The organism is Geobacillus zalihae, from assembly GCF_030414215.1.
Classification (GTDB): domain Bacteria; phylum Bacillota; class Bacilli; order Bacillales; family Anoxybacillaceae; genus Geobacillus; species Geobacillus zalihae.
This window is the reverse complement of record NZ_CP129217.1, coordinates 3075060-3097068: the sequence shown is the minus strand read 5'-3', so window position 1 is coordinate 3097068 and position 22009 is coordinate 3075060. Positions and strand designations below refer to the sequence as shown.

At 55.3% G+C, this 22009-nt stretch carries 19 protein-coding genes and 3 pseudogenes; 17 read left to right on the top strand and 5 right to left on the bottom strand.

Annotation, left to right across the window (positions count from 1 at the left end; all coding sequences use genetic code 11):
• Nucleotides 1-42: 42 nt before the first annotated feature.
• The 3 genes from QWV57_RS15700 to QWV57_RS15690 all read right to left on the bottom strand — a co-directional run bounded on the left by QWV57_RS15700 (nucleotide 43) and on the right by QWV57_RS15690 (nucleotide 3681).
• Nucleotides 43-1035, bottom strand: a complete 993-nt coding sequence (locus QWV57_RS15700) for a glycosyltransferase family 2 protein (RefSeq protein ID WP_301100064.1) — start codon at nucleotides 1033-1035, stop codon at nucleotides 43-45.
• A 16-nt stretch (nucleotides 1036-1051) separates the two neighbouring features.
• Nucleotides 1052-2725, bottom strand: a complete 1674-nt coding sequence (locus tag QWV57_RS15695; protein WP_301100063.1) for a DUF6044 family protein — start codon at nucleotides 2723-2725, stop codon at nucleotides 1052-1054.
• A 413-nt stretch (nucleotides 2726-3138) separates the two neighbouring features.
• Nucleotides 3139-3681, bottom strand: coding sequence for a MerR family transcriptional regulator (locus QWV57_RS15690; protein WP_015375808.1), 543 nt, complete (start codon nucleotides 3679-3681; stop codon nucleotides 3139-3141).
• A 218-nt stretch (nucleotides 3682-3899) separates the two neighbouring features.
• On the opposite strand from QWV57_RS15690, the gene QWV57_RS15685 reads away from it, so the two are divergent.
• The 12 genes and pseudogenes from QWV57_RS15685 to QWV57_RS15630 form a co-directional block, all read left to right on the top strand.
• Nucleotides 3900-5072, top strand: coding sequence for a PDZ domain-containing protein (locus QWV57_RS15685; protein ID WP_033004903.1), 1173 nt, complete (start codon nucleotides 3900-3902; stop codon nucleotides 5070-5072).
• Nucleotides 5073-5085: 13 nt separating this feature from the next.
• The gene (locus QWV57_RS15680) at nucleotides 5086-5310 is read left to right on the top strand and encodes a CsbA family protein (protein WP_013146398.1); all 225 of its coding nucleotides are present in this window, start codon (nucleotides 5086-5088) and stop codon (nucleotides 5308-5310) included.
• Nucleotides 5311-5550: 240 nt separating this feature from the next.
• On the top strand, nucleotides 5551-7527 hold the full coding sequence (gene uvrB, locus QWV57_RS15675) for an excinuclease ABC subunit UvrB (RefSeq protein WP_129447457.1): 1977 nt from the start codon (nucleotides 5551-5553) through the stop codon (nucleotides 7525-7527).
• Nucleotides 7528-7543: 16 nt separating this feature from the next.
• A complete protein-coding gene (uvrA, locus tag QWV57_RS15670; RefSeq protein WP_081132579.1) occupies nucleotides 7544-10402 on the top strand; it encodes an excinuclease ABC subunit UvrA in 2859 nt (952 codons plus the stop codon).
• 128 nt (nucleotides 10403-10530) lie between these two features.
• Nucleotides 10531-10857: a magnetosome magnetite crystal formation protein family gene (locus tag QWV57_RS15665; RefSeq protein ID WP_015375804.1), complete on the top strand. Its 327-nt coding sequence runs from the start codon at nucleotides 10531-10533 to the stop codon at nucleotides 10855-10857.
• A 112-nt stretch (nucleotides 10858-10969) separates the two neighbouring features.
• Nucleotides 10970-11332: a phage holin family protein gene (locus QWV57_RS15660; protein ID WP_020754155.1), complete on the top strand. Its 363-nt coding sequence runs from the start codon at nucleotides 10970-10972 to the stop codon at nucleotides 11330-11332.
• Between the two features lie 248 nt (nucleotides 11333-11580).
• A complete protein-coding gene (gene hprK / locus QWV57_RS15655) occupies nucleotides 11581-12516 on the top strand; it encodes an HPr(Ser) kinase/phosphatase (protein ID WP_033004901.1) in 936 nt (311 codons plus the stop codon).
• A 67-nt stretch (nucleotides 12517-12583) separates the two neighbouring features.
• The gene (gene lgt / locus QWV57_RS15650) at nucleotides 12584-13396 is read left to right on the top strand and encodes a prolipoprotein diacylglyceryl transferase (RefSeq protein WP_301100062.1); all 813 of its coding nucleotides are present in this window, start codon (nucleotides 12584-12586) and stop codon (nucleotides 13394-13396) included.
• A 228-nt stretch (nucleotides 13397-13624) separates the two neighbouring features.
• Complete coding sequence (locus QWV57_RS15645) at nucleotides 13625-14563, top strand: nucleoside recognition domain-containing protein (RefSeq protein ID WP_020754152.1); 939 nt, start codon at nucleotides 13625-13627, stop codon at nucleotides 14561-14563.
• Nucleotides 14560-15204: a pyrophosphatase PpaX gene (ppaX, locus tag QWV57_RS15640; RefSeq protein WP_020754151.1), complete on the top strand. Its 645-nt coding sequence runs from the start codon at nucleotides 14560-14562 to the stop codon at nucleotides 15202-15204. Before QWV57_RS15645 ends, ppaX begins: the two co-directional genes overlap by 4 nt.
• 20 nt (nucleotides 15205-15224) lie before the next feature.
• Nucleotides 15225-15722 carry an acyltransferase gene (locus tag QWV57_RS15635; protein ID WP_033004897.1) on the top strand — a complete coding sequence of 166 codons (498 nt, stop codon included), beginning with the start codon at nucleotides 15225-15227 and terminating at the stop codon, nucleotides 15720-15722.
• A gap of 252 nt (nucleotides 15723-15974) precedes the next feature.
• Nucleotides 15975-16295, top strand: a pseudogene (locus QWV57_RS15630) (zinc ribbon domain-containing protein); the annotation flags it as partial.
• A 397-nt stretch (nucleotides 16296-16692) separates the two neighbouring features.
• Here the strand turns inward: QWV57_RS15630 and QWV57_RS15625 are convergent.
• Complete coding sequence (locus QWV57_RS15625) at nucleotides 16693-17262, bottom strand: type II toxin-antitoxin system PemK/MazF family toxin (RefSeq protein WP_015375798.1); 570 nt, start codon at nucleotides 17260-17262, stop codon at nucleotides 16693-16695.
• A 214-nt stretch (nucleotides 17263-17476) separates the two neighbouring features.
• A pseudogene (locus tag QWV57_RS18025) lies at nucleotides 17477-17840 on the bottom strand (DDE-type integrase/transposase/recombinase); the annotation flags it as partial.
• Nucleotides 17841-17843: 3 nt separating this feature from the next.
• Between QWV57_RS18025 and QWV57_RS15620 the strand changes: the two are divergent.
• The 5 genes and pseudogenes from QWV57_RS15620 to hisD form a co-directional block, all read left to right on the top strand.
• Nucleotides 17844-18068 (top strand): annotated as a pseudogene (locus QWV57_RS15620) (acyltransferase); the annotation flags it as partial.
• A gap of 66 nt (nucleotides 18069-18134) precedes the next feature.
• Complete coding sequence (locus QWV57_RS15615) at nucleotides 18135-18284, top strand: hypothetical protein (protein WP_020755656.1); 150 nt, start codon at nucleotides 18135-18137, stop codon at nucleotides 18282-18284.
• A gap of 67 nt (nucleotides 18285-18351) precedes the next feature.
• On the top strand, nucleotides 18352-19536 hold the full coding sequence (locus QWV57_RS15610) for an ATP phosphoribosyltransferase regulatory subunit (protein WP_013146385.1): 1185 nt from the start codon (nucleotides 18352-18354) through the stop codon (nucleotides 19534-19536).
• A 178-nt stretch (nucleotides 19537-19714) separates the two neighbouring features.
• Nucleotides 19715-20338 carry an ATP phosphoribosyltransferase gene (gene hisG / locus QWV57_RS15605; RefSeq protein ID WP_013146384.1) on the top strand — a complete coding sequence of 208 codons (624 nt, stop codon included), beginning with the start codon at nucleotides 19715-19717 and terminating at the stop codon, nucleotides 20336-20338.
• Nucleotides 20339-20731: 393 nt separating this feature from the next.
• Nucleotides 20732-22006, top strand: a complete 1275-nt coding sequence (gene hisD / locus QWV57_RS15600) for a histidinol dehydrogenase (protein WP_033006003.1) — start codon at nucleotides 20732-20734, stop codon at nucleotides 22004-22006.
• The last annotated feature ends 3 nt before the right edge of the window (nucleotides 22007-22009 follow it).

The window sequence follows — 22009 nt, the reverse complement described above, 5'->3', positions numbered from 1 at the left end:
CCTTTTTATCTTTATATTGGCCCGTGAATCATCTATGACGTTCTATAAGCGGGCCGGCGTTTTCTCCCTTTCTGATGGAAGCGGCAGCTGCACGGTTTTTTCGACCGCAAACCGCGGCCGCCGTTTCACCTCTTGATACATTTTGCCGATGTATTCCCCGATGAGGCCGAGGCTCATCAGCACCAGCCCGCCGATGAACCAAACGGAAATCATGAGCGACGTCCAGCCTGATTCGGCGTGCCCGAGAAGTTTGCTGATGAGGGCGTACAGCCCGGCCGCACCGCTCGCGAGAAAGGCCAAAAAACCGATGAGCGTAATGGCGCGAATCGGTGCGACGCTTAAGGACGTGATGCCGTCAAAGGCGAAGGCGAGCATCTTTTTGAGCGGGTATTTCGACTGTCCAGCCCACCGCTCATGCCGGTCGTAAAAGACGCACGTCGAGCGGAAGCCGACGAGCGGAACCAACCCGCGCAAAAAGAGATTGACTTCCGTGTAACGGCTCAGTTCATCGAGCGCCCGCTTGCTCATCAGACGGAAATCGGCGTGGTTGTAAATCAGCTCGATTCCGATGGCCCTCATGAACCGATAAAAGGCTTGGGCGGTCGTACGCTTGAACCACGTGTCTGTCTTTCGGCTCCGCCGCACGCCATACACGACGTCATACCCTTCGCGGTATTTTTGCACAAATTCGCGGATTGCCTCCACATCATCTTGCAAATCGGCGTCAATGGACACGGCACAATCGGCGTATGCCCGAACGGTTTCGAGCCCAGCGAGCAGCGCCCGCTGATGGCCGACGTTGCGAGCGAGTTTCACACCGGAGACAAACGGGTTGCGCTCGCTTTCTTCTTCAATGAGCGCCCATGTCCGGTCGCGGCTGCCGTCGTCGACAAACACGATATGGCTGCCGATGGCGACCGCTCCTTCTTCGAGCAGCTGCTCAAGCAAAGCGGTCAGCCGCCGGGCCGTTTCCGGCAACACTTCTTCTTCGTTGTAGCATGGGACGACGATGGCTAACAATGGTTTGTCCACCATGTTTCTTGCCTCCCTTTCACTCCACTTCGTATACATAAATTTTCCAGACTGACTGTCGATCGGTGAACGCCCGCAAGAAGCGGAGATGGATGTCGCGGGCGTTTTCGATCGGGACGGAGGAAAAAATGTACTTGCCGCCAAGCTGTTTGAACGCCTTTGTGTCGATCTCGAAATGACGAATGACTTTATGCGAGCGTTTCGTGAACATGTAATGTTTCCCGAGCTCTGCCGAAAACAAATAGACGCGGTTGCCCCAATGGTCGAAATAGTCTTTCAGCACTGGGCTTTTGTCCAATTCTTTGGCAATGATGCGGCGAAACTTCCGCTTATACGATAACGGGTAAAAATTGTTGTACGTATCGAGCGTATAAAACCCGTTGTATTGAGCGATGGCCGGGTGAAGCCCAACGCTGGCGACGCGGTAGGACGATACCGGCTTGCCGATGTATTGCTTGATTTTGGTAAATAAATGTTCGGAATAAAACTGCTCGAACGACGGCGTGCCAGCGAGGCGATAGCGGATTTCCTCGTTAAACCCGCCAAGCAAAAGCAGCTGCAGCGCCAAGGCGATCGGCACGAGGCGCCGCCATGCGGTCCGTTCCTTGGCTAAGATTTGCAAGGCCAAGGCAAAATCGACGTAAATGACCATCGGCCGCAAAAAATGGAAGCGGGCGAAATTGAACGTATTCAAAAGGGAAATCCGTTCTTTCAGCGGCTGCCACCCTTTGTAAAACCAAAACGCATACCAAGCCGATAAGGCGATGTTCAACCAAAACAGCAAAAGGAAGCGCCGCTCCAATGGCCCGCGCTGACGGCGGCGCAAAACGAGAAAAAACGCCGCCCAAAGCACCGGCAAGATGATCGGCCCATGGACGGTCATCACATGCGTATGGCCGAGCACATAGTTTTTCAACGTCAACCGAAGGCAGTGGACGAAGCTGAGCCGCGAGGAGAGGAACTCGTTCCGGCTCGTCGGTTCGCCGCTGAAGACAAGCGAGTACACGAGGCGGTACTCGATGGCCAAAAAGATGCCGGTCATGAGGGCGATGGCAGAGAAAAACGGCTTATTCCACCGCTTGCGGACAACGCCGTCAAACAGCCAAAGCGCCGCCATCGCAGCTAAGAAAAAGAAAAACCCAAGCACAAAGCTGGAGTAAAACGGAAGCAAGACAATGACAAGCCATTCCTTCCATGTCGCTTCTCCGTTGCGGATTGACAGGAACGCCCAAAGCGCCAGCGGCATGCCAAGCGTGCTTAACATGCCGGACGGCCAAAACGGCGTCAACGCAAAAGCAAGCGCCACCCCGACGCGAATGAGCCATGATTCACGGTCAGGCAAAAAATGGCGCTTAAGCAGCCAATACATACCCAAAAAGGCGAATACCCTCGTGATCGTCTGGCTGAGGGCGTATGCCACCATGGAGGGGAACAAAGCGTGCAGCCACACGATGCCGCTGAATTCGGTGCCGAAGGCGTTGCGCGGCAAGCCGTTGATCACTTGCGGAATGACGGCATCGATTGGGCCGAACAGTTGGCCGCTGCGAACGAGCACGCGATACCAAGCGATGTTCGAATCCATATTGTCGTGCACGCGAATATGGGCGTGTTCGCCTAACATGTACAGCGGAGAAAGGTAGAGAGCCAATACGATGAACGCGATGGCGAACGCTTTTCGTTCCCTTTGTTCCATTTCGCACGCCCTCCTTTCTTGTACCAGAAGATTGAACAACGTGACCCATTATAAGCCGCTGCGATTAAAAGAGAATAAGAAAATCGTAAAGAAATCGTAAAAGAAGTAGTGAAGATGACAAACAAAAAAGCTCATCATCACAACATGGCTTGACAGGCAAGACGTTTTCTTGAGCCGCCATATAGTAGAATCATTGATTTACTGATTTTTCCTTATGCATGTGAGTCAGACATGATCTGAAACAGTCAAGTACAACGTTTGGTGAAGAGCCACAAAAAAAGAAAGTGTTCCAACGCCCAATGGTGCACCGTTTATGACCACCATCATATACGCGTGAAACACCTTCACAAAATGATCGATCATCTTTTCTTGAAAGGGCGACGATCTTTTCGGTCCAACCTGCATGAAACCCGTCAGGCAAACAGCCCCATCACGCGCCTAAAGCCGCGCCGTTTTCGTTTCGCTTCTTTCGGCGGTTCATGCGGGGATGGGGGCCGGGTGTTCAACTGCTGTTCAAGACGGGCGACCGTTTGCTCCAGCACGGCGAGGCGGGCGGCGATTTCCTCCATTTCTTGACGGTGATGCAACAGTTGAATGGAGACAACATCATCCGCTTTTTGTTCCAATTGTTGCTCGAGTTCATCCAAACGCGAGGAGACGCGGTCCATTTCCGGTTCGATATATTCTTGGAACAGAGCGTGAATGGGAACGTTTGGCGGCGTTGTGGAAGAACGGCTAGAGGCCGGCGGTGCTTCGGGTGTTGCTTCTGGCGGCGCTTCCATGGCGGCGCCTTGTTCAAATTTGACACGTTCGAGCAAGGCGACCGTTTTTTCATCAAACAAGTAGTGGCCGGCCTCGTTTCTCCGCAACGGAATGTCGTATTTGCGCACCCAGCGCTGGATCGTTTTCGGCGATACACCAAGGCGAGCAGCGACGTCGGACGTTTTCAATTCCATCGTTTCACTCCTCCTTGTTTCGTCTTGTTTATCCTTTTTCCTCTGCATCTTTGAAAATCCTTCCCAGCCGACAAAACTAGTGTTGATTCGGCAAAGAAAGTGGAAAACAGCGAAGATTCGCCATTGGCGAAAAAAGATGGCTGTGGGCATGGGAATTGGTCATGCCATTTGGTAGAATAGAAGATAAAGAATGATGAACGACGCAAGGGGTGAAGCGGATGGCAACATGGTGGCTGGAATGGCTTGAGGGCGTCGCGTCGGTTTGGCGGCAGCCGCTTCTTTATTATGGCGCCGCGCTCGCTTTGGCCGTCGGTTGGCGGCGGGTGAAGCGGGAGCGCCGCGATTTTCATGTGCGCGTCTACAGCCTATGGCAAGAGTGGCGCGGGCTTTGGACAAAAGGATGGACGGTTGGGCTGGTGTTGTCGGCGGCGGCCGTCGGCATCGGGATCGCGGTGCCGCAGGAAGCGGTTTGGGCGGTGACGGTGCTGACGGTGCTCTTGAGTTTGACGATGGAAGCGCGGTTGTTGTCAGCGGCGTATACGGCAGGCGGCGCACTTCTCGCGTTCGGCTTGGCGGAGCGAAGCGGCGCGTTGTCCCGCTGGCTTCCCGATGGCATGACGGCGGCGCCGGCTTTGGCGGTGTGGCTTGCGTTGCTTTTGTTTTCGGAAGGATGGCTCATCATTCGCACGCGAAACGAGGCGGCCTCGCCGCAGCTTGCGAAAAGCAAGCGAGGGATGACGGTCGGCTTGCAATGGACGCAGCGTCTTTGGTTTGTGCCGGTTGTGCTGCCCGTATCAGGCGGCGCGCTGCCTCCGGCTTCCTGGTGGCCGCTCGTTTCGCCGGGAGACGGCTATTCATTTTGGCTCGTGCCGTTTCTTCTCGGCTTTTCCCAGCGCCGCCAGCACATGCTGCCGGCGGAAGCGGCGCGCGCGGAGGGGCGGCTTGTTGTTCGGCTGGCGTTCGTTGTCGCCCTATTGGCTGCTTCCGGCCTATGGTATCCACCGTTGGCGGTGGCGGCGGGGGCTATGGCCATCATCGGCCGTGAATGGATCGCGTTTTCCGGGCATCGCGCCGACCGCGCCCGTCCGCCCCGCTTTGCCCGCCATCCGCACGGCTTAGTGATTGTCGGCGTGCTTCCTGGCTCGAAAGCGGAAAAAATGGGGCTTTCGATCGGAGAAGTCATCATCAAAACAAACGGCGCCCCGGTGCGGACCGAAACCGAGTTTTACGAGGCGCTCCAACGCAACCGCGCGTTCTGCAAGTTGGATGTCGTCGGACATAACGGCGAAGTCCGTTTCGTCCAAGGGGCGCTCTATGAGGATGAGCATCATGAACTCGGGCTGCTGTTCGTCCGTGATCGGAACGCATCAGCGTCTGAAGCTGTTTCGTAAAGGAGAATGGATCATGTGGTTTTTGGCGGCACTCATCATTCCGTGCCTATTGGTGCTGTTGTTTGCGCGGGTGACGTACAATCGGTACATTGCTGTGCTGTTGACGACGGCGCTGCTTGTCGCTTCCTACTTGAAAGGCTATACGGATGAGCTGCATGAAATCGTCGCTGACATTGCATCGACGATCGCCGGCTTTCTTTGGGCCGGCCGCATGCTCGACCATCTGAAGCAAAAATGAAGCGGCGTTGTCGGTTCAACCGTCTGTTTTTGGAAAAAGGCATCGTCGGCTGAACCTCGGATTGTCGAAACGGAACGGAGCGAAGACGCGGACCTTGGGCATGAATGGGTCCGCTTTTTCGCGTTAGGGGAATGGAAAATGCTGTGCAGAATGGTGCGAATATGAGTTCGCATTTTTGATGCATGGATCATCACGATGTGATACAATGGGGAAAGATGGTACGAAGGAGGAGGCGAAACGGTGGAGGGCCGTTTTCAATTAGTGTCGCCATACGAACCGCAAGGCGATCAGCCGCAGGCGATCGCCAAGCTTGTGGACGGCTTGCAGCGGGGTGTGAAACATCAAACGCTGCTTGGGGCGACGGGGACGGGCAAAACGTTTACGATCTCGAACGTGATCGCCCAAGTCAACAAACCGACGCTTGTCATCGCCCACAACAAAACGCTCGCCGGTCAATTGTACAGCGAGCTGAAAGAGTTTTTCCCGCACAACGCCGTCGAATATTTTGTCAGCTATTACGATTACTATCAGCCGGAAGCGTATGTGCCGCAGACGGATACGTACATTGAAAAAGACGCGAAAATCAACGATGAAATCGACAAATTGCGGCACTCGGCGACATCAGCCTTGTTTGAGCGCCGGGACGTGATTATCGTTGCGAGCGTGTCGTGCATTTACGGTTTAGGGTCGCCGGAAGAATACCGGGAGCTCGTCGTTTCATTGCGCGTCGGGATGGAAATCGAGCGCAACGCGTTGCTGCGGCGGCTCGTTGACATCCAATACGACCGCAATGACATCGATTTTCGCCGCGGCACGTTCCGCGTCCGCGGCGATGTCGTCGAAATTTTCCCCGCGTCGCGCGATGAACATTGCATTCGCGTCGAATTTTTCGGCGATGAAATCGACCGCATCCGCGAGGTGGACGCCTTGACCGGCGAGGTGCTCGGCGAGCGGGAGCACGTCGCCATTTTTCCGGCGTCGCACTTCGTGACGCGCGAGGAGAAAATGCGGCTCGCCATTCAAAACATCGAACAAGAGCTCGAGGAGCGGCTCGCCGAACTGCGTGCGCAAGGGAAGCTTTTGGAGGCGCAGCGGCTCGAGCAGCGGACGCGCTATGATCTTGAAATGATGCGCGAGATGGGCTTTTGTTCCGGCATCGAAAACTACTCGCGCCATTTGGCGCTGCGGCCGCCGGGCTCGACGCCGTACACCTTGCTTGACTATTTTCCGGACGATTTTTTGATCATCGTTGATGAGTCGCACGTCACCTTGCCGCAGTTGCGCGGCATGTACAACGGCGACCGGGCGCGCAAGCAAGTGCTCGTCGACCACGGCTTCCGCCTGCCGTCGGCGCTTGACAACCGGCCGCTCACGTTTGAAGAGTTCGAGCAAAAAATCAATCAAATTATTTACGTCTCGGCGACGCCAGGGCCGTACGAGCTTGAACACAGCCCGGGCGTTGTCGAACAAATCATCCGCCCGACCGGGCTTCTCGACCCAACGATCGACGTCCGCCCGACGAAAGGGCAAATCGACGATTTGATCGGCGAAATTCATGAGCGCGTCGAGCGGAACGAGCGGACGTTGGTGACGACGCTGACGAAAAAGATGGCGGAGGATTTGACCGATTATTTGAAAGAAGCGGGGATCAAGGTGGCGTATTTGCATTCGGAAATTAAGACGCTCGAGCGCATTGAAATCATCCGCGATTTGCGGCTCGGCAAATACGATGTACTGGTCGGCATCAACTTGCTTCGCGAAGGGCTCGACATCCCAGAAGTGTCGCTTGTCGCCATTTTGGACGCCGACAAAGAAGGGTTTTTGCGCTCGGAGCGCTCGCTCATCCAGACGATCGGCCGGGCGGCGCGCAACGCGAACGGCCATGTGATCATGTACGCCGATACGATCACGAAATCGATGGAAATCGCCATTCAAGAGACGAAGCGGCGCCGCGCGATTCAAGAAGAGTACAACCGAAAGCACGGCATCGTGCCGCGCACGGTGAAAAAGGAGATTCGCGACGTCATCCGCGCGACGTATGCGGCGGAAGAGACGGAGATGTACGAGGCAAAGCCGGCGGCAGCGATGACGAAACAAGAGCGGGAAGAGCTGATTCGAAAGCTCGAAGCGGAAATGAAAGAGGCGGCCAAAGCGCTCGACTTCGAGCGGGCCGCCCAGCTGCGCGATATCATTTTCGAATTGAAAGCGGAAGGGTGATGGCCGGGTGAACGGAATGGATAAAATTATCGTCAAAGGGGCGCGCGCCCACAACTTGAAAAACATTGACGTCGAAATCCCGCGCGGCAAGCTCGTCGTCTTGACCGGGCTGTCCGGGTCGGGGAAGTCGTCGCTGGCGTTTGATACGATTTACGCGGAAGGCCAGCGGCGCTACGTCGAATCGCTGTCGGCGTATGCCCGCCAGTTTTTAGGGCAGATGGAAAAACCGGACGTCGATGCGATTGAAGGCTTGTCGCCGGCCATTTCGATCGATCAAAAAACGACGAGCCGCAACCCGCGCTCAACCGTCGGCACGGTGACGGAAATTTACGACTACTTGCGGCTTCTATTCGCCCGCATCGGCCGCCCCATTTGCCCGACGCACGGCATTGAAATCCAATCGCAGACGATCGAGCAAATGGTCGACCGGCTGCTCGCTTACCCGGAGCGGACGAAAATGCAAATTTTGGCGCCGATCGTCTCGGGAAAAAAAGGGACGCACGCCAAGACATTGGAGGATATTCGCAAACAAGGGTATGTGCGCGTCCGCATTGACGGCGAGATGCGCGAGTTGACGGAGGACATTGAGCTTGAAAAAAACAAAAAACATTCGATTGATGTCGTCGTCGACCGCATCATCATCAAAGACGGCATCGCATCAAGGCTTGCCGATTCGCTTGAGACGGCGCTGAAGCTCGCCGACGGCAAAGTTGTCGTTGACGTGATCGGCGAGGGGGAGCTCTTGTTCAGCGAAAAGCACGCTTGTCCGTACTGCGGCTTTTCGATCGGGGAGCTTGAACCGCGTCTGTTTTCGTTCAACAGTCCATTCGGCGCCTGCCCGGACTGCGACGGGCTCGGGGCGAAGCTCGAAGTGGATCTCGATTTGGTCATCCCGAACGATGAGCTGACGTTAAAAGAACACGCCATCGCTCCGTGGGAGCCGCAAAGCTCGCAATATTACCCGCAGCTGCTCGAAGCCGTGTGCCGCCATTACGGCATCCCGATGGACGTGCCGGTGAAGGATTTGCCGAAAGAGCAGCTCGATAAAATTTTGTACGGCAGCGGCGGAGAGCCGATTTATTTCCGCTATACGAATGATTTCGGGCAAGTGCGCGAACAATACATCGCATTTGAAGGCGTCATTCCGAACGTCGAACGCCGCTATCGCGAGACGAGCTCGGACTACATCCGTGAGCAGATGGAAAAGTATATGGCGGAACAACCATGTCCGACATGCCAAGGCTACCGGCTGAAAAAAGAAAGCCTGGCCGTCCTTGTCGGCGGCAAGCATATCGGCGAGGTCACCGCCATGTCGGTGACCGAGGCGCTCGCCTTTTTTGACGGGCTCGAGCTGACCGAAAAAGAAGCGCAAATCGCCCGCCTTATTTTGCGTGAAATTCGCGACCGGCTCGGCTTTTTGCAAAACGTCGGCCTCGACTATTTGACGCTCAGCCGCTCGGCAGGAACGCTCTCCGGCGGCGAGGCGCAGCGCATCCGCTTGGCGACGCAAATCGGCTCGCGGCTGACGGGGGTGCTGTATGTGCTCGACGAGCCGTCGATCGGGCTTCATCAGCGCGACAACGACCGGCTGATCGCGACGTTGAAAAGCATGCGCGACCTCGGCAATACGCTCATTGTGGTGGAGCACGACGAGGATACCATGCTGGCCGCGGACTATTTGATTGACATTGGTCCGGGGGCGGGCATCCACGGCGGCGAGGTCGTCGCCGCCGGCACGCCGGAAGAAGTGATGAACGACCCGAACTCGCTCACCGGCCAGTATTTATCGGGGAAAAAATTCATCCCGATTCCGGCCGAGCGTCGCCGTCCGGACGGACGTTGGCTTGAGGTCGTCGGCGCGCGCGAGCATAACTTGAAAAACGTATCGGTGAAAATCCCGCTCGGCACGTTTGTCGCTGTCACCGGGGTGTCGGGCTCGGGCAAAAGCACGCTCGTGAACGAAGTGTTGTATAAGGCGCTGGCGCAAAAGCTGCACCGGGCGAAGGCGAAACCGGGCGAACATCGCGGCATCCGCGGGCTGGAGCATCTCGATAAAGTCATTGACATCGACCAGTCGCCGATCGGCCGCACGCCACGCTCGAACCCGGCGACGTACACCGGGGTGTTTGACGACATCCGCGACGTGTTTGCCTCGACGAACGAAGCGAAAGTGCGCGGCTACAAAAAAGGGCGGTTCAGCTTCAATGTCAAAGGCGGGCGCTGCGAGGCGTGCCATGGCGATGGCATCATCAAAATTGAGATGCACTTTTTGCCGGACGTGTACGTCCCGTGCGAAGTGTGCCACGGCAAACGGTACAACCGCGAGACGCTCGAGGTGACGTATAAAGGAAAAAACATCGCCGAGGTGCTCGACATGACGGTCGAAGATGCGCTCGACTTTTTCGCCTCGATCCCGAAAATCAAACGCAAGCTCGAGACGCTCTATGACGTCGGGCTCGGTTATATGAAGCTCGGCCAGCCGGCGACGACGCTCTCGGGCGGCGAGGCGCAGCGCGTCAAGCTCGCCGCTGAGCTTCACCGCCGCTCCAACGGCCGGACGCTCTACATTTTGGACGAGCCGACGACCGGGCTTCATGTCGATGACATCGCCCGGCTGCTTGACGTGCTCCACCGGCTCGTCGACAACGGCGATACCGTGCTTGTCATTGAACATAACTTGGACGTCATCAAAACCGCGGACTATATCATTGACTTAGGTCCGGAAGGCGGCGACCGCGGCGGACAAATCGTCGCCGTCGGCACGCCGGAAGAGGTGGCCGAGGTGAAGGAGTCGCACACCGGCCGCTACTTAAAACCGATTCTCGAGCGCGACCGGGCGCGCATGCAGGCGCAATATGAAGCGGTGAAGGCGTAAAGGCCTTTGCGGCTTTGTCCGCCGCTTGGGACACCGGCGGCCGCCGCCTTTTTTTGCCGTCGGCAGGAAACTTTTCCTAGCGGCCGTCGTATATACAGGTAAAGGAAACTTGGAAAGGGGATTGCCGATTGTCGACGAACAAAGTGTTATCCGCGCTTTGTTATTTCAGCGTCTTTTTTGCGCCGTTCATTTTGCCGATTGTCGTCTATTTTGTTGTCGAAGATCTTGAAGTCAAACGCCATGCGAAGCGGTCGCTCGTGTCGCATTTGATTCCGGCCGTTACGATCCTCTTGTTCATTGCGTTGGCCGCGTCGCCGGTGTTGTTTGGCCATTGGAGTGGGGAATCGTTTCTTTTTGGCGGCGGGCTCGTCTGGCTTGGATTCCTTGTTGCTGGAGCGGTGAACCTCGTTGTCATCGTTTGGAATGTCGTAAAAGGGATTCAAGTGTTAAAATAAGAGAAAGCGTCCGTTTGCCAGCGATGCCGCGCGAGCAGCGAACAGCGCCGCATGAAGCCTGTAAAAAGGCATTGGCCGGCGGGCGCGAGACTCGAATAAAGATGGTGATGGGATGCTCAATTGGTTGATCGGTGTGTTGATCAATACGGTGTTGCTCATGGCGATCGACGGCTATTTTGACGATATTCATTTCAGCGGCGTCGGCGCGGCGTTTTTGGCGAGCGTCATTTTGGCGGTGCTCAACGCCGTCGTGCGCCCGGTGCTCATCTTGTTGACGCTGCCGGTGACGGTGTTGACGCTTGGATTGTTTTTGTTTGTCATTAACGCCATCACGCTCATGATGACCGCCGCGCTGATGGGGGATGCGTTCCAAATCGGCGGCTTTGGCACCGCGCTGCTTGCGTCGATCGTCTTGTCGTTTTTCCATTTGCTTGTGCAAAAAGCGATTATCGAGCCGCTGCGCAACCGGTCGTAACGGGGGCGTGATCCATTGGAAGGCCGGTGGCGCCATGGTTTTCCGTGATCGTGTGAAAAGATGGCGAATGCGGCAAGGGGTTGCAATGGGAGAAACGATGCGGTGAAGATCGTTTCGGTTTGATGTGTTTGGCTTGATCGGGACGGGGGGAGCCGTCCCTGTTTTGTTTTCCCCGATGTTTTCCATTCAATGGCGGAACGAAACGTGTTACAATGGAAAAAGATGAAGAAAGGGGAGAAAGGCGACGTATGCCAAAAGTGCGGACGAAAGACATCATTGAACAGTTCCAGCTCGAGCTCGTCAGCGGCGCGGAGGGCATTTACCGCCCGATTACGACAAGCGATTTGTCGCGGCCGGGGATTGAAATGGCCGGCTATTTCGCCTATTACCCGGCGGAGCGTCTGCAGTTGCTCGGACGGACGGAGCTGTCGTTTTATGAAACGTTGACGCCGGAAGAAAAAAAGTCTCGGATGGAACGGCTTTGCACCGACATTACGCCGGGGATCATCGTCTCGCGTGGACTTGAGGTGCCGCCGGAGCTGATCGAAGCGTCGGAGCGCCAGTCGGTGCCGGTCATGCGCTCGACGATGAAAACGACCCGCCTGTCGAGCCGATTGACAAACTATTTGGAAAGCAAGCTCGCCCCCACCACCGCGGTGCACGGGGTGCTCGTTGATGTGTACGGCGTCGGGGTGTTGATCACGGGCAAAAGCGGCGTCGGCAAAAGCGAAACGGCGCTCGAGCTCGTCAAACGCGGCCATCGGTTGGTCGCCGACGACTGTGTGGAAATCCGCCAAGAAGATGAAGATACGCTCGTCGGCAGCGCGCCGGAGCTGATCGAGCATCTGCTTGAAATTCGCGGCCTCGGCATTATTAATATGATGACGCTGTTCGGCGCAGGGGCGGTGCGGACGCATAAGCGCATTTCGCTCGTCGTCGACTTGGAGCTTTGGGATCCGGAGAAGCAGTACGATCGGCTCGGGTTGGAAGAAGAGAAAGTGAAAATTTTGGATACCGAATTGCCGAAACTGACGATTCCGGTTCGTCCGGGCCGCAACTTGGCGGTCATCGTCGAAGTGGCGGCGATGAACTTCCGGCTGAAACGGATGGGGGTCAATGCGGCCGAGGAGTTTTCGGCGCGCTTGAGCGACGCCATCGAAGACGGCGCGCACGATTACGACTGATCGGCGGCGTTTCTTGCGTCAAAGGAATGGATCTCGTTTGGGCATGAAGCATAGGAGGTGGTAAACGATGGAATCGACGATTCAGCCGCTTGACCGCGTGTTTTTGCACCTTGGCCCTATTACGATTTATTGGTATGGGATCATTATCGGCACCGGTGTGTTGATTGGGCTATGGCTCGCGACGCGCGAAGCGGTGCGGCGCGGCTTGCCGAAAGAGACGTTTGTCGATTTAGTGCTGTTTGCCGTGCCGATCGCCATTGTGTGCGCGCGGGCGTATTACGTGCTGTTTGAATGGCACTATTATTCAAAGCATTTGTCAGAGATTCCGAAAATTTGGCAAGGGGGCCTCGCCATTCACGGCGGTTTGATTGGCGCGGTGGCGACGGGCGCGGTGTTCGCCCGCGCGCGCGGGCTGTCGTTTTGGAAGCTCGCCGACATTGCCGCGCCAAGCATCATTTTAGGCCAGGCGATCGGGCGCTGGGGCAATTTCATGAACCAAGAAGCGCACGGCGGCCCGGTGTCGCGCGCGTTTTTGGAGAGCTTGCATTTGCCTGACTGGATCATCAACCAAATGTACATTGACGGCCGCTATTGGCATCCGACGTTTTTGTACGAATCGCTTTGGAATTTGGCCGGCTTTTGTCTTTTGCTTTGGCTCCGGCGCGTCAACTTGCGGCGCGGCGAGCTGTTTTTGTCGTATTTGATTTGGTACTCGATCGGCCGCTTTTGGATTGAAGGGATGCGCACCGACAGCTTGATGCTCGCCGGCAGCCTGCGCGCGGCGCAAGTCGTGTCCGTGACGCTCATCGTTTTGTCCGTCGCGCTTTGGATCGTGCGCCGGACAAAAGGCTGGGCGGACGCGCGCTATCGGGATGAATAGCCGTTAGAAGCGGCGAAACGCTGCGGACTTGTTCGGTTTGCGGGAAACCACGATGAATGAAGCTGCTTCGCCGCCGCGCTTCTTAATGGGAACAACCGTGTTGGGAGCCGCATTCCCTCTTTTTTAGGTTGGCCTGGGGCGAATTAAAAAGATACTTGTGCGCGGCATCCAGAGAATTGAGGTTTCATCGCACCGCGGCATGAAGGCAAGCAAAGGAGAGAGGAGAACATGACAGGAATGTTGCAGCGCGGCGTGCTCGCCGGGCTGAAGACCGCGTGGGCGCTTGGGAAAATTATTTTTCCAGTGACGCTCATTTTAGCGCTGTTGCAGCCGACGCCGCTGTTTTCGTGGCTCATTGACTTTGTCACGCCGTTCATGAAATGGTTTGGCTTATCCGGCGATGCGGCTGTGCCGCTTGTGCTCGGCAACTTGCTCGGGCTGTATGCGGCGATCGGGGCGATGCTGACGATCGAGTTGACGGTGAAAGAAGTGTTCATTCTCGCGGTCATGCTTTCCTTTTCCCATAACTTGATCGTCGAGTCATCGGTCGCCTCGCGCACCGGCATGAGCGTCTGGCTCATGATCGTCGTGCGCGTCGGGCTCGCTGTCGTGTCAGGTTTGTTGATCGCCCATTTCTGGGACGGGGGGCAGGAGATCGCCCGATACGGGTTTGTCGCGCATGAAGCCGCCCCGCCGTCCGGTTGGGGAGAGATCATCTTGGCGGCGCTGAAAAAAGCGGTTACCGGCATTGTGCAGCTCGTCGCGATCGTCATCCCGCTCATGACGGTCATTCAAATTTTAAAAGAACGCCACTGGATCGAGACGGTTTCGCGCTGGATGGCGCCGGCGACCAAGATGCTGGGCATGAGCCCGAACACATCGCTCACGCTCGCGGCCGGCTTTGTGTTCGGTCTGGCGTACGGAGCGGGCGTCATGATTCAGGCGGCGAAAGAAGACGGCGTCTCGAAGCGCGATTTAACGCTGGCGTTCATTTTTCTCGTGTCATGCCATGCAGTCGTCGAAGATACGCTCATTTTCGTTCCGCTTGGCATCTCTGTTTGGCCGCTGCTTTTCATCCGCTTGGTGACGGCGGTGCTGTTGACCATGGCGGTGGCATTCGTTTGGCGCCGTTTTGAACATCCCATGAGAAAGGAAGCCGCTTCATGACGATTCGCACGATTTTGTTTGACCTTGACGGCACATTGATTGATACGAATGAGCTCATCATCCAGTCGTTTTTGCATACGCTGGAGAAGTACTACCCGGGCCGCTACGGGCGCGAGGACGTCCTGCCGTTCATCGGCCCGTCGCTGTATGAGACGTTCAGCTCCCTCGATCCGGAACGGGTCGAGGAGATGGTGAAGACGTATCGCACGTTCAACCACGCCCACCATGACGAACTGATCCGCGAGTTTGACACCGTGTATGAAACAATCGAAACGCTCCACCGCCATGGCTTTCGCCTCGGCGTTGTGACGACGAAAATGCACGACACCGCCCTGATGGGGTTAAGAAAAACGCGGCTGGCGCCGTTTTTCTCGTGCGTCATCGGCCTCGATGACGTCACGCGGCCAAAGCCCGATCCCGAGCCGATTCACAAAGCGCTTGGCATGTTGCAGTCAACGCCGGACGAAGCGCTCATGGTCGGGGACAACTACCACGACATTTTGGCCGGCCAAAACGCCGGAGTGAAAACAGCCGGCGTCGCCTGGGCGATTAAAGGGCGCGAGTATTTGGAACAATATGAACCGGACTATATGCTGGAAAAAATGAGAGACTTGTTGGCCATTGTCGGCATCAACGAATGAAAGGAGGAGCCGTCCTCCCGGTGAGACGAACGACGAAACACCCTGTCCAAGGGGCGAACTCGCTCTGGCAGTTGTATCGCACCGTATCGTTTTGGAAAGTGCTGAAAAACGTCATCATCATTCAAATCGGGCGCTACACGCCGTTTTTGCCGCTGAAAAACTGGCTGTACCGCACGTTTCTCGGCATGAAGATCGGCGAGCAAACCGCGCTCGCCTTTATGGTCATGCCGGACATTCTCTTCCCAGAAAAAATTCACATCGGCCGCAACTGCGTCATCGGCTACAACACGACGATTCTCGCCCACGAATATTTGGTTGACGAATACCGCCTCGGCGATGTCGTGATCGGCGATGAGGTGATGATCGGCGCGAACTCGACCATTTTGCCCGGCGTGGTGATCGGCGACCGCGCCGTCGTCGCCGCGGGCACCGTCGTCCATCAAGACGTCCCGCCCGGGGCGATGGTCGCCGGCTGCCCGATGCGCATTGTCCGCCGGAATGAACCGCCTTCCGATTGAACGGGGGCGGTTTTCCATTTTGGAATAGGAAAAAATGAAAGAAACGAAAAAACAGAGAGTCTGTTTTTTTGCCCCCTATAAGTTAAACTTCCAGTTGGATTTATATAGGATCAATGATGAAAATATGAAACTTTAGGTGGCAGAACTAAAAATTGTTGGCTCTTCACCACAAAGTGTACTTGACAAAGAAAGACGATTATGATAGAGAAAATCAAAACATCATTTTTCCTTTTTTATACCACACATCTCTTTTTAACAGGCATTCGTGAAAAAACAGAACGTGTATGGATCCATGACCGATATGAAACCGTATCGTGGGCTTTCTATCAGTTCCGTCAAATGTTAGAGTATAAGGCGCGTTTGCATGGGTCAAAAGTGATGGTGGTTGCTCCGCATTACACCTCTTTGACATGTCCAAAGTGCGGGCATACGGAAAAAGCCAATCGAAACAAGCGTACACACACCTTTTGTTGCCGAACATGCGGATATACCTCAAACGATGACCGCATTGGTGCCATGAACCTTCAACGAAAAGGAATAGAGTACATCGTTGAAGGAACGACACAGGCATGACCTGCGTCGTTGGGCAGCTGTCAACCTGCCCCTGATGCAACCCCAAGTCAAGGAAGGAGGACGAAGTCCGCTCGCACTTCTGGGGAGTTGCAAGCCCCCACTTCAAGCGTTAGCGAAGTGGGGGTAGTTGACGTCTAACCTGTTTAGGTGAGAATGGGAATAACAACTTTCGGTGAAGGTGTATAAGAGAGAGTTCACAAGATGCAAAGTCAGCGAAACACGTAAAAAGCCGCCCCGTAAATGGGGCGGCTTTTCCTTTTGGACCGCGCATGCGGCGGTCAGTTGAAAAATATTTTTGGCCGCACTTGAGTTCAAGGAACTCAAAGGGCATTATTTATCGTATGCTTGTTTTCCGAATCTCATGCAAAGAAAATAATAAAGCATTTTGACAGAAGTGTCAAGAACGGTTTTCTGGATCTTTTCTAAGTTTAGTGTACATCCTACGGATTTTTTCGTCAATCAAGTCCATTTGTTCGCTTGTTAATTTGAAAACGCCGTCTTTTGCTTTTTTGGGTTTGAAAATGCGAATTTTGCTTATAGGGCGCATTTGGTTTGGAATGGCCACTGCCTTTTTTTCGTTCAGTCCCTCAATCGTACCTAAAAAGACCGAGTCTTTATGTACATCCTGTTCTGTTTCGTTTTCGTCTAATGAAGATAAAGGAACGACGTTGACGACGGGATTGTTTTTTGAACTATCGCGAATGACAACAGCATAGTGCATGCCGCCGAATTCAGCGCCAACATTAAAGCCAAAATGCGCTAAAACGATTTCTGACCGCTTATAAGCTCTTAGGTAAGATGGGGCAAATGTTTCTTCCCAGACGAGATATTTGTTTTGTGTTTCAAGCCACTCAATAAATATTCTTCCCCGCTTTTCGTCCATATTCTCAATGATTTTTTGCAGTTCCATTAGCTGTCTATTCATTTCTCTTACCAAATCTTTATTCTCATGCAACTTTTTTAACAAGGCTTCTCCTCCCTTTCCATTATAATAGATGAACGAAATGTTGTCTCTTTAATGTTCAAATGCTTGGCGATCGCAGTCATGCTGTCTATGTCGGATTCGGCCATCATGATTTTTAAAGTGTGCTTAAGTCCTATGCCATCTAGAAATTTTTTCTAATATTTTCACTTACCAACAATTATAACACTAAAACATCGAATATTTTATAATATTCATCATTGAGCACCGTCTGATGTGAGATCGACACGCCCGCCGTGGATGTCCTTCATGGCTGCCTCCGTCATGCGGGAGAACATCACGAAGTTGACGTGGTACGTCAATACGAGCCCCCAGAATGTGCGGTGAAACGGCCATCCGGGACAAATCGACCTTCAGTTTGATGAGTGATGATGGAACCAAAGGGAGAAAGTCAAACAGGAACTCCCGGAATCGACACTGCAACTCGAAGGCTTGAGAATCTTGCTTGAAACGTCAGCGCTCCTTCTTGGTCATCCGGCGAAGATTGGCTTAGTAAAACGGGCAATCGTTGTTCTTGCACTTGTAGATGTGGTATTTTTTTTGTGCTCTTTGATTTTCTCAAGCCGATTCTCGCCGACGAATATTTAGTGGACGAATACCGCCTCGGCGATGTCGTGATCGGCGATGAGGTGATGATCGGCGCGAACTCGACCATTTTGCCCGGCGTGGTGATCGGCGACCGCGCCGTCGTCACCGCGGGCACCGTCGTCCATCAAGACGTCCCGTCCGGGGCGATGGTCGCCGGCTGCCCGATGCGCATCGTCCGCCGGAATGAACCGCCTTCCGATTGAACGGGGGCGGTTTTCCATTTTGGAATAGGAAAAAAGGAAAGAAACAAAAAAGGAGAATTGGGGATTTTGGCAAGATGGATCGCCGCTATTTTCATTAGAGTGCAGATCACTGCCTATGCCGTGTGGAACGAAGCGCTTCTTGTTTTTGAAGCGATCTTGTCCGTTTTGTTATTTGTAAAGCATTCCCCCCTTGACGCTGTGGCCGCAAAGGAGTAAACTACTAATAACTTCACTTCTCTACCATATTAGCAAACTAAAGCATTTTGATAAAGGGCGTGGGGACATGGCAAAAAAGCTGTTTATGTTTGAAAAACCGTTAGGCATGCGCGATACGCTGCCGTTTTTATATGAGTTGAAAAAACAAGTGCGCTCGGTGATGGCGGAGGAAATTGAGCGCTGGGGGTACGAGTTTATTGAAACGCCGACGCTTGAGTATTATGAAACGGTCGGGGCGGCGTCGGCGATTGCCGATCATCGGCTGTTTAAGCTTCTCGACCAGCAAGGGCATACGCTCGTGCTTCGGCCGGATATGACGGCGCCGATCGCCCGGGTGGCGGCGTCAAGGCTTTATGAAGACGGCAATCCGCTCCGGTTGGCGTACAACGCCAATGTGTTCCGCGCCCAGCAGCGCGAAGGCGGGCGGCCGGCGGAGTTTGAGCAGATCGGTGTGGAGTTGATTGGCGACGGCACGGTGACGGCCGACGCCGAGGTCATCAGCTTAATGGTCGCGTTGTTGAAGCGCGTGGGGTTGGGCCGCTTTTCGGTGGCGGTCGGCCATATTGGGTATGTGAACGCACTGTTTTTGGAGATTTTAGGGAATGAGGAGCGGGCGAGTGTATTGCGCCGTTTTTTATATGAGAAAAATTACGTCGGCTACCGTGAACATGTGAAGTCGTGGCCGCTTTCGTCGATCGATCAAAAGCGGCTGTTGGATCTTCTTTCCTTGCGTGGCGGAACGGACGTGATCGAACAGGCGAAAACGCTCGTCACAAGCGAGGAGGGGCGGCGGTCGGCCGATGAGCTGGCGGCGCTCATGGCGGCGCTTCGGACGTACGGAGTGGCCGAGGCGGTGAAGCTCGATATGGCGCTTGTCAGCCATATGAGCTATTACACTGGCATTTTGTTTGAAGTGTACGCCGAGCAGGTTGGATTCCCGATCGGCAACGGCGGGCGGTATGATGATTTATTGGCGAAGTTCTCGCGCCCGGCGCCGGCGACGGGGTTTGGGTTGCGCGTCGATCGGTTGATTGAGGCGATTGGGGAAACGGATGTGCGCGATGACATCGAGTGCATCGTGTTCAGCCAAGAGCGGCTGGCGGAAGCGGTGGAATTGGCCGAAGCGAAACGGGCGGAAGGCAAGCGCGTCGTCTTGCAGCACATTGCCGGCATTCGTGATATTGACGCCTACAGCCAGCGCTACCGGTCGATCGTGTATTTGCTTGGCCGCAGCGGGCGCGATGGGCAGTGAACATAACAGAGAAGGGGCCGCCGGTTGGTCATCGACGCTGTTGAAAACGGCAGCGATTGGCGGGACAGAGCGGATGCGAAGAACGGACGGGAGAGGCTGCCCATGGCGGTGGAGAGCATGCGGTGTAATCGAGGACCAGCGCCGCATTTGACATGATGAGGAGCAAGGAGGAAGAATGATGCTGACGATTGCCATGCCAAAAGGGCGCATTTTTGAAGAGGCGGTCGAGTTGCTGCGGCGAGCGGATTATGCGCTGCCGCCGGAATTTACCGAGTCGCGCAAGCTCGTCATTGATGTGCCAGAGGAAAACATGCGCTTTATTTTGGCGAAACCGATGGATGTCGTCACCTATGTCGAGCATGGGGTCGCGGATTTAGGCATTGCCGGCAAGGACGTGCTGATGGAAGAAGAACGGGATGTGTACGAACTGCTCGATTTGCAAATCAGCCGCTGCCATTTGGCGGTCGCCGGGCTGCCCGGCGCCAAGATGAACGAGATCGCACCAAGGGTGGCGACGAAATACCCGAACATCGCGTCAACGTATTTTCGCGAGCAAGGCGAGCAAGTCGAAATCATCCGCCTGAACGGATCCATTGAACTCGCCCCGCTGATCGGCCTTGCCGACCGGATCGTGGACATCGTTTCCACGGGGCGGACGCTCAGAGAAAACGGGCTTGTCGAGCTTGAACGGATCGCCGAGGTGACGTCGCGCCTGATTGTCAACCCGGCGAGCTACCGGCTAAACGGCGGGGACATTGAACGGTTGGTCGACCGATTGGCGGCGGTCATTCCCCAGCCGTAGGAAAAAAGGTGTGACAGAGCGGAAATGGGCGGTTTCCGAAGAATGGGTTGGTGGAGATTCGGGAATGGCGGATCGGCGTTGACAACGCCGTTGGAAAATAGCATATAGATGCAACGAAGAAGTTTAACATATCCTTGACGGAAAAGCGGTTTGTCCATTTTCGACTGTCGGAGGCAAGCCACAGGCTTGCCTCCGTCACGCCAAGGCGTGACGGAGGATCGAACAACCGCCTGCTTCACAGACCCATATATGGGTCTTTAAGCGGTGTTGTTCGGTCGTCCGACAGTCGATCAAATACTCGGTAAAAGCTGCAAATGGTAAAGCTTCAAATTGTATCTATACAGATTGCCAATGGACGAAAACCGATGGACGTCACAGAAAGGGGAGCGAACGATGAAAATCGAACGGATCCGAGGCGGCGTTTCGCTGCGGCGCACGATTGAAAGCGGAACGGAGGAGCAGCGGCGCGCGGTGCTTGATATCATCGCCAACGTGCGCGCCCGCGGCGATGCGGTGCTCAAAGAATATACAGAACGGTTTGACGGCGTAAGCTTGGATTCGCTCAAGGTGACGGAAGAGGAAATGAAGCGCGCGCATGCGGCGATGGACGCGGAGATGCTGGAGATCATTCGCCAAGCGGCGGCGAACATTCGCGACTACCATGAGCGGCAAAAGCGCGAATCATGGTGGATGACGAAAGAAGACGGCACCATTCTCGGACAAAAGGTGACGCCGCTCGATGCGGTCGGGTTGTACGTGCCAGGCGGGACGGCCGCTTATCCGTCGTCTGTGCTGATGAACGTTATTCCCGCACAAGTGGCGGGGGTGAAACGGATTGTCATCACCTCGCCGCCAAACAAAGACGGCACGCTCCCGGCTGGGGTGCTGGCCGCCGCCTATGAACTCGGCGTGACGGAAATTTACAAAGTCGGCGGCGCGCAGGCGATCGCCGCGCTTGCTTACGGGACGGAAACGATCCGGCCGGTTGACAAAATTTTCGGGCCGGGCAATATTTATGTGGCATTGGCGAAGCGGGAAGTGTTCGGGCATGTGGCGATCGACATGATCGCCGGGCCGAGCGAAATTGTTGTGCTGGCGGATGAAACGGCCCGACCGGATGAGATTGCGGCCGATTTGTTGTCGCAAGCCGAGCATGACGTGCGGGCGTCGGCCATTTTGGTGACGCCGTCGATGAAATTGGCGCTGGCGGTGGCGAGCGAAGTCGAACGGCAGCTTGAAACGCTGCCGCGCCGCGACATTGCCCAAGCGGCGCTTGAGAACTACGGCGCCATTTACGTCACCGAGACGCTTGAGGAAGCGGTCGATGTTGTGAACGAACTGGCGCCGGAGCATTTGGAAGTGATGACGGCGGAACCGCTCGCGCTGCTCGGCCGGCTCCGCCATGCGGGAGCGATGTTTTTCGGCCGCTTCAGCTCCGAGCCGGTCGGCGACTATTTCGCCGGGCCGAACCACGTGCTGCCGACGAACGGTACGGCAAGGTTTTCAAGCGGCTTGAGCGTTGATGAGTTTGTGAAAAAATCAAGCGTGATCGTTTACAGCGAAGCCGCATTGAAACAACATGGAGAAAAAATCGCCGCCTTTGCCCGCCTCGAGGGGCTGGAGGCGCACGCGCGCGCCATTGAGGTGCGGCTCGAGAAAGGGGAATGAATG

Bases quoted from the DNA above. Each gene is read 5' to 3' on its own strand.
- hprK (WP_033004901.1), top strand. From the start codon at position 11,581: ATGCCAAAAGTGCGGACGAAAGACATCATTGAACAGTTCCAGCTCGAG.
- QWV57_RS15610 (WP_013146385.1), top strand. From the start codon at position 18,352: ATGGCAAAAAAGCTGTTTATGTTTGAAAAACCGTTAGGCATGCGCGAT.
- QWV57_RS15680 (WP_013146398.1), top strand. From the start codon at position 5,086: ATGTGGTTTTTGGCGGCACTCATCATTCCGTGCCTATTGGTGCTGTTG.
- hisD (WP_033006003.1), top strand. From the start codon at position 20,732: ATGAAAATCGAACGGATCCGAGGCGGCGTTTCGCTGCGGCGCACGATT.
- hisG (WP_013146384.1), top strand. From the start codon at position 19,715: ATGCTGACGATTGCCATGCCAAAAGGGCGCATTTTTGAAGAGGCGGTC.
- QWV57_RS15645 (WP_020754152.1), top strand. From the start codon at position 13,625: ATGACAGGAATGTTGCAGCGCGGCGTGCTCGCCGGGCTGAAGACCGCG.
- QWV57_RS15700 (WP_301100064.1), bottom strand. From the start codon at position 1,035: ATGGTGGACAAACCATTGTTAGCCATCGTCGTCCCATGCTACAACGAA.
- uvrA (WP_081132579.1), top strand. From the start codon at position 7,544: ATGGATAAAATTATCGTCAAAGGGGCGCGCGCCCACAACTTGAAAAAC.
- QWV57_RS15660 (WP_020754155.1), top strand. From the start codon at position 10,970: ATGCTCAATTGGTTGATCGGTGTGTTGATCAATACGGTGTTGCTCATG.
- QWV57_RS15690 (WP_015375808.1), bottom strand. From the start codon at position 3,681: ATGGAATTGAAAACGTCCGACGTCGCTGCTCGCCTTGGTGTATCGCCG.
- QWV57_RS15685 (WP_033004903.1), top strand. From the start codon at position 3,900: ATGGCAACATGGTGGCTGGAATGGCTTGAGGGCGTCGCGTCGGTTTGG.
- lgt (WP_301100062.1), top strand. From the start codon at position 12,584: ATGGAATCGACGATTCAGCCGCTTGACCGCGTGTTTTTGCACCTTGGC.
- QWV57_RS15695 (WP_301100063.1), bottom strand. From the start codon at position 2,725: ATGGAACAAAGGGAACGAAAAGCGTTCGCCATCGCGTTCATCGTATTG.
- ppaX (WP_020754151.1), top strand. From the start codon at position 14,560: ATGACGATTCGCACGATTTTGTTTGACCTTGACGGCACATTGATTGAT.